At 50.6% G+C, this 13509-nt stretch carries 9 protein-coding genes; 3 read left to right on the top strand and 6 right to left on the bottom strand.

Annotation, left to right across the window (positions count from 1 at the left end; translation table 11 throughout):
- On the top strand, positions 1–308 hold a 308-nt coding region (locus CSD97_RS06125), incomplete at its 5' end, for a transposase (protein WP_143272413.1).
- 36 nt (positions 309–344) lie between these two features.
- Here the strand turns inward: CSD97_RS06125 and CSD97_RS06130 are convergent.
- Both CSD97_RS06130 and CSD97_RS06135 read right to left on the bottom strand, forming a co-directional pair.
- The gene (locus tag CSD97_RS06130; protein WP_005833057.1) at positions 345–1286 is read right to left on the bottom strand and encodes an ROK family protein; all 942 of its coding nucleotides are present in this window, start codon (positions 1284–1286) and stop codon (positions 345–347) included.
- Positions 1287–1416: 130 nt separating this feature from the next.
- A complete protein-coding gene (locus tag CSD97_RS06135) occupies positions 1417–5349 on the bottom strand; it encodes a two-component regulator propeller domain-containing protein (RefSeq protein ID WP_098032113.1) in 3933 nt (1310 codons plus the stop codon).
- Between the two features lie 125 nt (positions 5350–5474).
- Between CSD97_RS06135 and CSD97_RS06140 the strand changes: the two genes are divergently transcribed.
- Positions 5475–8444 (top strand): PEP/pyruvate-binding domain-containing protein, encoded by a 2970-nt coding sequence (locus CSD97_RS06140; protein ID WP_098032114.1) that lies wholly within the window; start codon positions 5475–5477, stop codon positions 8442–8444.
- Between the two features lies 1 nt (position 8445).
- On the opposite strand, the gene CSD97_RS06145 is transcribed toward CSD97_RS06140, so the two are convergent.
- Positions 8446–9513 (bottom strand): metallophosphoesterase, encoded by a 1068-nt coding sequence (locus CSD97_RS06145; protein WP_165859891.1) that lies wholly within the window; start codon positions 9511–9513, stop codon positions 8446–8448.
- 70 nt (positions 9514–9583) lie between these two features.
- Here CSD97_RS06145 and menA point away from each other — a divergent pair, with 70 nt between their 5' ends.
- Positions 9584–10495, top strand: a complete 912-nt coding sequence (gene menA, locus CSD97_RS06150) for a 1,4-dihydroxy-2-naphthoate octaprenyltransferase (RefSeq protein WP_005827044.1) — start codon at positions 9584–9586, stop codon at positions 10493–10495.
- A gap of 46 nt (positions 10496–10541) precedes the next feature.
- On the opposite strand, the gene rfbB is transcribed toward menA, so the two are convergent.
- The 3 genes from rfbB to CSD97_RS06165 all read right to left on the bottom strand — a co-directional run bounded on the left by rfbB (position 10542) and on the right by CSD97_RS06165 (position 13503).
- A complete protein-coding gene (rfbB, locus tag CSD97_RS06155; RefSeq protein ID WP_005827045.1) occupies positions 10542–11684 on the bottom strand; it encodes a dTDP-glucose 4,6-dehydratase in 1143 nt (380 codons plus the stop codon).
- A gap of 87 nt (positions 11685–11771) precedes the next feature.
- On the bottom strand, positions 11772–12644 hold the full coding sequence (gene rfbA / locus CSD97_RS06160) for a glucose-1-phosphate thymidylyltransferase RfbA (protein WP_098032116.1): 873 nt from the start codon (positions 12642–12644) through the stop codon (positions 11772–11774).
- Positions 12645–13008: 364 nt separating this feature from the next.
- Positions 13009–13503, bottom strand: coding sequence for a metallophosphoesterase family protein (locus CSD97_RS06165; protein ID WP_005827049.1), 495 nt, complete (start codon positions 13501–13503; stop codon positions 13009–13011).
- Positions 13504–13509 lie beyond the last annotated feature (6 nt).

The raw sequence follows: 13509 nt of genomic DNA on the forward strand, positions 1-13509 counted from the left end.
TGCCCACAATGGAAAAGCTTGCCTTCAAATTCCCAAGACTCTGCAAGATACTTGCTGACGGAGGTTATCAAGGGGATTTGGCTATGTGGACAAAACAAAAGTTCGGATGGGACTTGGAGGTTGTACTCAGACCCAAAGAAAACCCCAGAAAATTCAATGTAGTACCTAAACGATGGATTGTTGAAAGGACTTTCTCATGGTTGGAAAACTATAGAAGGCTCACTATTGATTACGAATTCCTGACGGAAACGGCAGAAGCAATGGTAACGGTGGCATTTATACAAATACTCCTTAAGAGATTTTTCTAAGCATTTCAAAACAAATTCTTAATCATTAATTCCTAATCACATATTCATCGCCACCGCGCCGGCCCCCAGAAGCCCGATAAATCCGGGATTCAGTTTCGTAATGACAACCCCGTTGCTGACAAAACGCATGGTCGTAGGATGAAGTTTCTCCAGAATCTTCTCGTGCATATATCCGTCGGCCACAATGCCTCCACCCAACACCACCGTGTCCGGGTCAATCACACGTACCAGATTCATGATAAGATTGGCAAGCGCCTCAGCTGCATTCTCCACCAGCACCGTACAGAGAGGGTCACCTTTCTGACTAAGTGCAAACACCTCACTCACAATCACCCGTTCCCCTTTTTCAGCCGGAATATGCAGGCCGGTCTCATACTGGTTGCGGAGCAGACGGGCACAATTGTCAAAACCTATGCCGGCAGCAATCGCCTCCACACAGTCCATCCGTCCACAACCGCATTTAATGCCTATGTTCACACCTACACGCACGTGTCCCACTTCGCCGGCATTGAAATGACTGCCACGGATTTGTCTCCCATTTATCACCGTACCCACGGCAATGCCTGTACCTACATTTACGTATATAAAGTTTTTGGAAATTTGTCCGAATCCCCAGACGCGTTCGGCTCTTGTAGCGCTCTTCACATCATTGTCTATATGGCAAGGCATGCCATATATATCCGACAGTTCCTTTGCCAACTCAATCCGCTGTGTCCTGCTCGGGTCAATCTGCAGCCAGACACCTTCGTTGGGATCTACACGCCCTATCAGCCCAACACCCATCGCTACCGGTTTCTGGTCATACCAGCCCACGGTACGGATATAATCATCGAGCGACGACTTGATGATTTCCAGCGCAGCCTGCTGATTAAAGTAACCGGAGTCATATTTCTTATACCTCAAAATGTTGCCACGGCTATCCATTTCGCCAATCAGCAACTTCGTGCCTCCTAAATCAAGACCTAAATACGTTTCCATTTTTTATATGCGTTTTTTAATATTGTTTACTGTCCACAATATTACGCACTATCAGGGAGACAAGGGTTTATTCTCTGACAAAAAAGGTTTAATACTTGTCAGCGGTGGTTCAAAAGCAGTCTTCATGGCTCTAAATTTTGCTGGGACTGGTACCAAACTGCTTTTTGAAGCATGTACTGAAATATTTCGGGTCAGAAAATCCGACCATATTCGCCACTTCCCCTATCGAATATTTCCGGGAAACCAGCAGCTCTTTTGCCTTGTTCAAACGGACAATGCGGATGAAGTCATTCGGTCCCTGCCCGGTCAGCGTCTTTATCTTATTGTAGACAGAAGTGCGGCTCATGCCCAGCATCCGGCAGAAGTCATTGATGGAGAATTCCGAATCGGACAACTCCTCCTCAATCACTTTCATAACCTTGTCCAGGAACTCCTTGTCCAACTGGCTGGTATAGTCTGTCTCTTCGGGCTGCGCATCCATCGCCAACACGGTTTCGCGCAAATGCTGCCTATTCTGAAGAATATTCCTGATACGCACTTTCAGCACAGACAAGTCGAAAGGCTTGATGATGTAGTCATTGGCACCGGCCTCCAGTCCGAAGATGATATTTTCCCTCTCACTCAGTGCGGTCAGTAATATAATAGGTATATGGCTTGTATCTACCGATGATTTCAGAATCCGGCACAATTCATCACCTTCCAGTACCGGCATCACAATGTCCGAGATAATGATATCAGGATTGATTTCCCTTGCCGTCTCCAATGCCTTTCCGCCGTCGGGCACGGCAACTACCTTATATTCGGAAGACAAGCTGTCCACCAGATACTCCCTCATATCCGCATCGTCCTCCGCCAGAAGAAGGACATTCTTCCCGGCACGTTCCGTTTCTTCATGCACAGCCCCGGTAGCGGCCTGAGCTTCTTCCCGGCCGTCAGCCTTCGCTTCCACCGCCACGCTCGCCTTTATCCTCTGCGGGAAAGTTACCGTAAACGTAGTTCCCTGCCCTTCCACGCTACTGAAAGAGATGGTGCCGTGATGCTGTTTCACAATGCGGCGCGTAATCATCAGACCGATGCCCGAACCGGTTTCCTCAAAGTTCATGGCATTCTGGGCTCTATAATATTCGTGGAAGATATTGCCCTGCTCCTCTTTCGGAATGCCGATGCCCGTATCCTTCACTTCAATAGTCCATTTCTTTCTTGCAGTCTTCACCAGTATATGGATGGCTCCCTTCTCTGTATACTTCAAGGCATTGGAGAGCAGATTGTCTATGATATGATCCATCTTCTCCCGGTCAATCCAAACCTTGGGCATATCCGGCTCCACCTCCAACTCTATCCCGACGCTCTTCTGCATGGCAGCTAAGTGAAACTCCGCCATTTTTTCCTCCAGATAAGCCTTAATGTCGTATGGAGAAACCTTCAGACACTCCTCGGCATGCAGTTCCGTTTTCTGCAACTCAAGCAGTTGAGTAATCATTCCCATCAGTTTTTCCACATTCTTCATTGCCACCGCAACGGTTTTCTTACCCTGCTCCGGAAGTCCCTCCTGCGCTTCGAGCTCGCTCAGCGGAGCCTTTATTAAAGTAACCGGTGTACGGATATCATGGGCTATACTGATAAAGGAACGTATCTTGTCCCTTATACGCCCCTCGTTCACCTTATGCCTCCTATACTGCACAAACATGCAGACAAAGACAAACAACAAGATGAAATAGAGGAGCAGCGCCCACCACGAAACCCAGTAAGGGTTATGAATGACAATGTCCAGACTTCTTTCTCCCACCTGCTGCCCGGTGTACTTATCAAATGCCCGCAAGCGGAATACATACTTACCGGACGAGAGATTCATATAGCTCACGTTCCGCACTGAATTGGAGTGTTCCCACTCTTCATTGTGATTTTCGAGCCTATACTCATATCTGATACGATGCGGGACTGCAAAGTTGATGGCAGAGAAGGAAATTGAGAAGGAGTTTTGATTATACTTCAAATCTATTTTCCGGGTATCATTGATATTCGTTTGCAAAAGAGAGCCTTTCATTCCCGCTTTGACCGATTCATAAAGCAGTTTAAAGTCTGTCAGAATCAGCTCAACGGGTGCATGAGTCCCCAAGTCCAAAGACGGGAGAAAGGAAAGAACCCCTTCTGCAGTACCGAAAGCAAGACATCCATTCTTCAACTTAAGGGCAGCATTCGGGTTGTAATATCCCCAGCTGACATCCAAAAAATCATTGGCACTGATGATAATATCCCGGGAACAATCCAAGCAATACAATTCCTTCTCCGTACTGAACCAGATACGCCCTTCGTTATCCTCCAGCAGACTATTGATGGAATTGGAAACCAGATTGTCATCTACGGTATATGCATGCACCTCTTTCCCATCCGGACCAACACGTATAAGGCCTTCCCCGTCTGTCGCCAGCCAAATATCACCGGATGAGGACTGCATCAGGCAACGGATAGGATAATGCAGAGAGATGTCTCCAAACGTCTGATGCCACTGCGTGTCTCCCGACTTCTTATCAAAGACGGCCAACCCGCTGCAACCGGCAATCAGTAATGAGCCCCCCTTACCCGGCTTTATGTCACCTATGCAATCAATCGGGTAATATGTATAAGTATCCGTCCGTATATCGTAACGGGTAAACTCTCCTTCAATACCACCGAACCAGACATAATCCCCTTCCGCATAAATGGCATAAACATAGTCGGTGGCCATTCCCTTCTCCGGATGTGCATTTCTTTTCTCTTTCTTCTGTACCCGTCCGGTCTGTTTATGAATACAATAGACACCGATACCATAGCCACCTACCCAGATGTTTCCCCCGGAGTCTTCGGCAAGTGCCAATACCACTTTGCCACTATATTCCGTACCGTCCAGATAGTGGGTCCATTTGCGTGACCGAGGTTGATAGAGGCTGACGCCGTTGTTTGTACCATACCAATAATCTCCCTCCGAGTCCTGAAACATCACATTTACATGGTCCGACTTCAGGGAATTATCATTATTGCGTTCGTGCCTGATTCTATAGACATCCGGCATCTCCGGATCCAGATAGCTGATGCCATTCGTAGAAGTGCCAATCCATACAACTCCGGATTCATCCACACAAATATCGGATACCGTATTACCACTCAAGCTTTTGTCATCATCCCCGTTATTCATATAATGGTTCAAAAGTTCTCCGGTAGCGACATCCATGCAAAAAACACCTGCACCGTCGGCTCCCACCAGCAGCAAATTATCCTTTGTCCTTGCAAACGAACGGATAGGCACATGAGGAATCCGGTCATTCAAGGAATGTATTTGCCCTTCGGGACCGTCAAGCACAAATACGCCGTTTGAAAAGGTACCGATGAACAGCTTCGCTCCGAAGACATAGAGCGATTCCACATGCATCTCTGTATGCAGGTCAACCGGCCTCGTCTCAAAAGACGAAGAACCTGCCGCTCCTGCCTTCGTCAGCCGGAAGACACCCTTGTCGGTGCCTGCAAAAAACACTTCATCTTCCATTTGGACCATGCAACGGACAGATTGCCCCTTCAATCCGGCAAAAGACAGTCCTGCACTTTCTTCCCAAGAATAAAGCCCCTTCGACATACACAACCACAAACGGTTTTCGTCATCAAACAGCATATTATACAATACCGGAGAAGGCAGGTAATCGGCCAAGTCCACACGCAATTGGAAAGAGTCCGTCAGTTTGTTGTATGCATAGATTTTTCCATTCTTCAATGCAACCCAGACAATACCCTCCTTATCACACATCATGGTAGTGGAAGACTGGATATTGTCCCTGGAATCAACCATTCCGTCCAGCTTGTAATGCTTGATTTCATTCCCGTCATAACGATCTATCCCGACATGAGTATACACCCAGACAAATCCGGCTGAATCCTTGTTTATCTGGAATACTTGCCGACTGCCCAATCCCTCCTTGATACCCAAGGTGCGGAATGAACCGGCAAACAAGTCAGCGGACAAAAAAACGAACACCCATAACAGCAGAAATGTACATGCAACGGATTTATATGGAAACGGATATGGAGCAGACATAGGTCATATATTGTTTTTCGGATGCAATATTACGCATAAATATAAAAAAAACGGTCGAAAAACTATCCGAATAGGTTCGATTTCTATTACTTTTGCCTTCCGAAACCAACAAATCATGAGAAGCCATGCTCAGTAAGTTCAAATTAAACCAGCTCTATTTCAAGGACACACAGTTTGCCAACCTCATGACACGGCGCATTTTCAACGTCCTTCTGATAGCCAATCCTTACGATGCTTTCATGCTGGAAGATGACGGCCGCATCGACGAAAAGATATTCAATGAATACACTTCGCTCTCCTTGCGCTACCCTCCCCGTTTCACGCAGGTTTCCACTTGCGAGGAGGCGCTGACACAGCTGTCCTCCATCTCTTTCGACCTCATCATCTGCATGCCGGGCACGGGAGACAACGACAGCTTCGACGTGGCACGATACATCAAAAACCTGTATGAACAGATTCCGATGGTGATACTTACCCCTTTCAGCCACGGCATCACCAAGCGTATTGCCAATGAAGACCTCAGTCCCTTTGAGTATGTGTTCTGCTGGCTGGGAAACACCGACTTGCTGGTTTCCATCATCAAGCTGATAGAGGACAAGATGAACCTGGAGCACGACGTCAACGAAGTGGGTGTGCAGCTCATCCTGCTGGTGGAAGACGGCATCCGCTTTTACTCCTCCATCCTGCCCAATCTGTATAAATTCGTATTGAAGCAGAGCCAGGAATTCTCTACCGAAGCACTGAATGCCCACCAGCGCACACTGCGCATGAGGGGACGTCCCAAAATTGTACTGGCACGTACCTATGAAGAAGCCTTTGGCATCTACCAAAAATATAAGAATAATATATTAGGTGTCATCACCGACGTACGCTTCCCCCGCGTAGAACGGGGCGAGAAGGACGGACTGGCCGGTATCAAGCTCTGTGCCGCCATCCGCAAGGAAGACCCGTTTGTACCCCTTATCATACAGTCCAGCGAATCGGACAACGTAGCGTATGCAGCCAAATACGATGCCGCCTTCATCGACAAGAATTCCAAAAAGATGGATGTGGACCTGCGCCGTATTGTATCAGACAATTTCGGCTTCGGCGACTTTATCTTCCGCAACCCGAACACGCTGGAAGAGATTGCCCGCGTAAAGAATCTCAAAGAGCTGCAGAACATTCTTTTTGCTGTTCCGGCAGAATCATTCCTTTACCACATCAGCCGCAACCACGTCAGCCGCTGGCTCTACTCGCGTGCCATGTTTCCCGTGGCAGAGTTCCTGCGGCCCATCACCTGGAATAGCTTGCAAGACGTGGATGCCCACCGTAAAATTATCTTCGAGGCTATCGTGAAATACCGCAAGATGAAAAACCAGGGAGTAGTGGCAGTCTTCAGGCGCGACCGCTTTGACCGATACTCCAACTTTGCCCGTATTGGCGACGGTTCGCTGGGAGGCAAGGGGCGCGGACTGGCTTTCATCGACAACCTGGTGAAGCATCACCCCGAGTTCGAAGAGTTTGAGAATGCCCGTGTCGCCATCCCCAAGACCATCGTGCTCTGTACCGATGTGTTCGACGAGTTTATGGATACCAACAATCTGTATCAGATAGCCTTGTCCGATGCCGACGATGACGTCATCCTGCGCTACTTCCTCAAAGCAAAGCTGCCCGACCGCCTGGTGGAGGACTTCTTCACCTTCTTCGACGTGGTGAAGTCGCCGCTTGCCATCCGTTCGTCCTCGTTGTTGGAAGACTCGCACTACCAACCCTTCGCCGGCATCTACAACACCTACATGATTCCCTATCTGGACGACAAGTACGAGATGCTGCGCATGCTGAGCGATGCCATCAAGGGAGTATATGCTTCGGTCTACTTCCGCGACTCGAAGGCATACATGCAGGCAACGAGCAACGTTATCGACCAGGAAAAGATGGCTGTCATCCTGCAAGAGGTAGTGGGCAACCAGTATGGTGACCGCTACTACCCCAGCATGTCCGGTGTGGCACGTTCGCTCAACTACTACCCCATCGGCGACGAGAAGGCAGAAGAAGGTATCGTCAATCTGGCGCTCGGTTTAGGTAAATACATCGTGGACGGTGGCATGACGCTCCGCTTCTCGCCCTATCACCCCAACCAGGTGCTGCAAACCAGCGAAATGGAGATTGCCCTCAAAGAGACTCAGACCCGCTTCTATGCCCTCGACCTGCGCAATGCCGGTCACGACTTCTCCATCGACGACGGCTTCAACCTGCTGAAACTGCACGTCAAAGAAGCGGAAAAGGACGGAGCACTGAACTACATAGCCTCCACCTACGACCCTTACGACCAGATTATCCGCGACGGGCTTTATCCCGGCGGACGCAAAGTCATCACCTTTGCCAACATCCTGCAACACGACGTATTCCCCCTGCCACGCATCCTGCAACTGGCTTTGAAATACGGAGAGCAGGAGATGCGCCGTCCCGTAGAGATAGAGTTTGCCGCCACCATGAGCCGCGAGAAGGACAAAACCGGCACCTTCTACCTGCTGCAAATCCGCCCGATAGTCGACACCAAGGAGATGCTGGATGAAGACCTTACCGCTATTCCAGACAACCAGGTACTGCTCCGTTCCAACAACTCATTGGGACATGGCATCATGAACGAGATACATGACATTATCTATGTGAAGACAGACGACTATAGTGCCTCCCACAACCAGGAGATTGCCTGGGAGATAGAGAAGCTGAACCAGCAGTTCCTAGACGAAGGCCGCAACTATGTCCTTGTAGGTCCCGGACGCTGGGGTAGCAGTGACACCTGGCTCGGCATCCCCGTGAAGTGGCCGCACATCAGCGCTGCCCGCGTGATAGTGGAAGCCGGACTAACCAACTACCGGGTAGACCCCAGCCAGGGAACCCACTTCTTCCAGAACCTGACCTCCTTTGGAGTGGGATACTTTACCATCAACGCCTTTATGAATGACGGCGTATACAACCAGGAATTCCTGAATGCACAGCCTGCCGTACACGAGACGAAGTACCTGCGGCATGTACATTTCCACCAGCCGATGGTGGTAAAGATGGATGGCAAGAAGAAACTGGGAGTGGTGCTGATGCCCGAAGAATAAATCAGTCCGTCAGCCGGTGCAGCACAATCATCACCACCTCTGCGGGGGCAAACATGCGGATGGCCTTCTGCGAAGTGCCGATGCCGTTGGTGACAATCATCGGGATGTTCTTTGAGTTGTACTTCAGCCCGGAGAGGAACCGCTGCCCGTAGTGCGAGGGGACTATCGGTGCATAAAGCCCGAACAGCGTCACCTGCCCGCCATGCGTGTGTCCGGCCAGAATGAGGTCGGAGTTTGTCACCGGGACGTCCTCGGCATAGTCCGGCGTATGCGTCAGCAGGATTACGAAATCGTCGGGCGAAAGGCCGAGTGTGGGCGATGTGCCGTTCTTGGCCAAGTCGAAAGGATTGCGCACGCCCGCCACAAGAATCCGCTCACCGCCACGCCGCAGGGTGTCCACCTTATGCTCCAGCAGATGCATGCCATAATGCCTCATTTCGCGCACGATGTCGTCATAGCAAGCCTCGTAGTCATTGTTGCCAAGCACGGCATAGGTGCCCAACGGCGTCTTCACTTGCGCCAGGGCAGCCATGACGGGCGGCACGTACTGGCAGCCTTCGTGAAAGTCACCGCCAATCAGCAGCACGTCGGCCTTCTGGTCTATGAGCAGGCGGACCAGGTCCTTCAATCCCTCCTCCTTCAGCAGGCTTTTGTAGTGCAGGTCGGAGACAAAGGCGATGCGGAAGCCCTCGAAGGCGGCAGGCACGTCGCGATGCGTGAAGTCGTACGTCTTAATGCGGCTGACGCCCTTATAGGCCGAGCCTACGTGGGTGGTTTTCGATGTGATTCTTGTACCTCGCTGCACAATTACCTTTTGTACCGGTGCCGTTTTCTTTATCTGCTGTTTCTTTACCTCGCCCTTCGCCGGCTGGCGGCGGACATTACGCAAATCAGACTGGTCAAAGGTGAACATCGGCGAAAGGCGGGCAGGCAACCCGATAGTATCGCCAAGCTGCGTGCTGTCTGCCTGCATGACTGACTGCGGCAACGACACGGTAATCATCCGCTTGGAACGGCAGGAAGACAAGAGCAGCAGAGAAAGAATGGATATGTAGACTAACTTCTTCATCATAAGTGGGTACAAATATAGGGATTTTCAGTATTTTTGCTGGCAGATGCCGAACTAAATTGGAACTACGATGAACGAGATTAAACAGAATTCACCCTACGCATGGTTTCTCGCCGCCCGCCCCAAGACGTTGACGGGAGCCATCATCCCGGTATTGCTGGGCAGTGCCCTTGCCTTCAGCGACGGACAGTTCAAGACCGCACCCGCCCTGCTGTGCGCCCTCTTTGCCTGCGGCATGCAGATTGCCGCCAACTTTATCAACGACCTCTTCGACTTCCAGAAAGGGACCGACCGTCGGGAAGACCGGCTGGGGCCGCAGCGCGCCTGCGCCGAAGGTTGGATTACGCCGGCAGCCATGAAAACCGGCATCGGCATCGCACTGACACTGTCGTGCCTGGCAGGGCTGGCAGTGCTGTTCACCGTCTGGGGGCAGCTGCCCCACGGAGGCTGGGAACTGGTGGTGCTGGGCGTGGTGTGCATACTGTTTGCTTTCCTCTATACCACGCTGCTCTCCTATCGGGGCTGGGGCGACGTACTGGTGCTGGTGTTCTTCGGCTTCGTGCCCGTATGCGGCACCTACTACGTGCAGGCCTATACGCTGAATATGGATGTGGTGGTGCTGTCGCTCGTCAGTGGCCTCGCCATAGACACCTTGCTGATGGTGAACAACTATCGCGACCGCGAGCAGGATGCCGTGAGCGGCAAGTGTACGCTGGTGGTACGCTACGGCAAGAAGTTCGGTGAGAATATGTATCTGGCACTGGGCATCGCCGCCGTGCTGCTCTGCTTCTGGTTTGTCTACACGGGCAAGCTGACTCCGCTGGAATTTATCTGGGCTCCCTGCGTCTATCTCTATATGCACGCACTGACGTGGCGCAAAATGATACAGATAGGTAGCGGTAAAAAGCTGAACAGCATACTGGGCGAGACGTCGCGCAATATGCTGTTCTTAGGATTACTGTTAGCGGTGGCGCTGAATTGAGAGGTTAGGGGTTAAGGATTAGCGGTTAGACCCTAATCCCTAAACCTTAACCCCTACCTCCATACATCTGTTCGTAATACTTCTGATAGTCACCGCTGGTCACTTCTTCCACCCACGGCTGGTTGTTCAGGTACCATTCAATGGTCTTGACGATGCCGACCTCGAACTTCGTCTCCGGATACCAGCCCAGGGCATTGGTAATCTTTGTGGGGTCGATGGCATAACGCTGGTCGTGACCTAGGCGGTCTTTGACGAAGGTGATAAGGTCTTCGTTTATCCAGCTGATGTCAATCGTGCCGTCGGCGGCTTTTACTTGTTTCTTCAGCACTGCACGGTAACGGGGTTCTTCCTCCATCAAGCGGCGGACGGTGGCAATAGTCAGCTTCACGATTTCAAGATTGGTCTTTTCGTTGTGACCGCCTACGTTGTAGACTTCGCCTTCCACACCCTCGCGGACAACCAGGTCGATAGCTTTGCAGTGGTCTTCCACGTAGAGCCAGTCACGCACGTTACTGCCGTCGCCATAGACGGGGAGGTTCTTGCCTTCGAGAATATTCTTGATGATAAGCGGAATCAGCTTTTCGGGGAAGTGATAAGGACCGTAGTTGTTGGAACAGCGGGTGATAGTGACGGGCATCTTATAGGTGTCGTGATAGGCCATCACTACCATATCGGCACTCGTCTTGCTGGCGCTGTAAGGGCTGTGCGGGCAGAGCGGTGTTTGCTCTGTGAAGTAGCCTTCGGCACCAAGTGAGCCGTAAACTTCGTCGGTAGACACTTGATGGTAACGAACGCCTTTGCGCCAAGTGGGATAACCGGACTCGTCCTTACCCGTGACCCAGGCACGGCGGGCGGCATCGAGCAGGTTTTGTGTACCCAGGATGTTGGTCATCAGGAAAAGCTGGGGATTCTCTATGCTACGGTCTACGTGGCTCTCGGCAGCAAAATTCACTACGTAATCGAATTTATACTTGGCAAACAGTTCGTCGGCAAGCACGCGGTCGCAGATGTCACCTTTTACAAAAAAGCAACGTTCATCGTCAATGTCATTGGCAATGGTGCCCAGATTGCCTGCGTAGGTCAAGGCATCCAGTATCACCACTTTAATATCATTATGTTTTGCCAGGATATATTTAATATAGTTGGCGCCGATAAAACCGGCGGCACCGGTTACGAGATAAGTCTTCATGAGAATTAAAAATTATAAATTAAAAATTAAAGTCAGCGGGCCTTTATAGGAGAACTATTCTCCTTCTCTTTTTGGGGAACAAAGAGTTCATCGCTTCGATTCAGCCAGTTCCATCAGGTATTTGCCATATTCGGTCTTGCCAAGCTGTTCACCCAAGCGATACAGCTGGTCTACATCTATCCAGCCCTTGCGCCAGGCAATCTCTTCGATACAGCTCACGCGGAAGCCTTGACGGTTCTGGATGGTGGCGACAAAATTGCTGGCTTCCAGCAGGCTGTCGCAATTGCCGGTGTCGAGCCAGGCAAAGCCACGGCCGAAGAGCTCCACTTTCAGCGTGCCCTCGTCCAGATAGAGACGGTTGAGGTCGGTAATTTCGTATTCGCCGCGAGCAGAGGGCTTCAAGGAGGCGGCTTTCTCTGTCACGGTGGAGTCGTAGAAGTACAGTCCGGGGACGGCATAGTTGCTTTTAGGATTGGCAGGCTTTTCTTCCAGCGAGACGGCTTTGCCGTTGGCATCAAACTCCACTACACCGTAGGCACGGGGGTCCTTGACGTAATAACCAAAGATGCAGGCACCCTTGTCTATGGAAGCGGCACGCTTCAGCATGGCGGAGAAGCCTTGACCGTAGAACATGTTGTCGCCCAGAATAAGGCAGCCCGGTCCACCGTCCAAGAACTCTGCACCCAGCACAAAGGCTTGTGCCAGTCCGTTGGGATTCTCTTGTATCTTATAGGAAAAGGACATACCGAGTTCTTCGCCGGTTCCCAGCAGCTTGCGGAACATGGGTAAGTCACGTGGAGTAGAGATAATAAGCACTTCGCGAATTCCCGCCAACATCAGTGTAGAGAGCGGGTAGTATATCATCGGCTTGTCGTAGACGGGCATTATCTGCTTGGAGATAGCCTTGGACAACGGATAGAGACGAGTGGCACTGCCACCTGCAAGAATAATTCCTTTCATATTTCAGTTCTTTTTCGGTGATACTTCAAAATGGAGAATAAAATAAGAAGGAGGACGATGCCCCACGGCTCTACTTGCTATTCGGGTACAAAGATAATGGAAAAATTCGATTAAGTGAAGGCTTGGTTTCATCTTTTTACTTCATTGCTTTGCTTACTCCGGTACATTGTTTTGCTTACTTCAGTGCGTAACGGCCGTCACCCCTTGATGAAACGGTCTTTACCTCAGCGTGTAACGACCTTTACCAAATAGTGTAACGGCCTTTACCCAATAGCGTAACAACCTTTACATTAGCATGTAACGGCTTTTACACTATAGCGCAAGCAATCGGTAAATACAATCCATTGAAAATAAACAAACTACATCATCGGTCAGCAAGTTCTATCACCTCCAAATCTTTAAACGTTCCCCCATCAACCGCAAAGCGTACCATCGTACGCACCTTATGGAAACCTTGAATGCCCGCAGCGCCCGGATTGATGTGGAGTACATCCAACGTCTTGTCATACTTCACCTTCAGTATATGCGAGTGCCCGCTGATGAACAGCTTTGGGGGACGCACCAGAATGCTGCCCTTGATGGAAGGGTCGTAGTTGCCGGGATAACCGCCGATATGCTTCATCAGCACCTCCGCCCCATCCACCGTGAAACGGAGAATCTGCGGATAGAGCTGCCGTATCTCCTGCCCGTCAATATTGCCATACACGGCACGGAAGGGACGGAAAGCCGCCAGCTTCTGTGCCACTTCCAGCGAACCGATGTCACCGGCATGCCATATTTCGTCACAGCCCTCAAAATATTGCAGGTACTTTTCATCCCAGTAGCCATGCGTATCCGATAATAAACCAACTTTTGTCATCTTTCC

This window comes from Bacteroides sp. AR29, from assembly GCF_900217715.1.
Classification (GTDB): domain Bacteria; phylum Bacteroidota; class Bacteroidia; order Bacteroidales; family Bacteroidaceae; genus Bacteroides; species Bacteroides uniformis.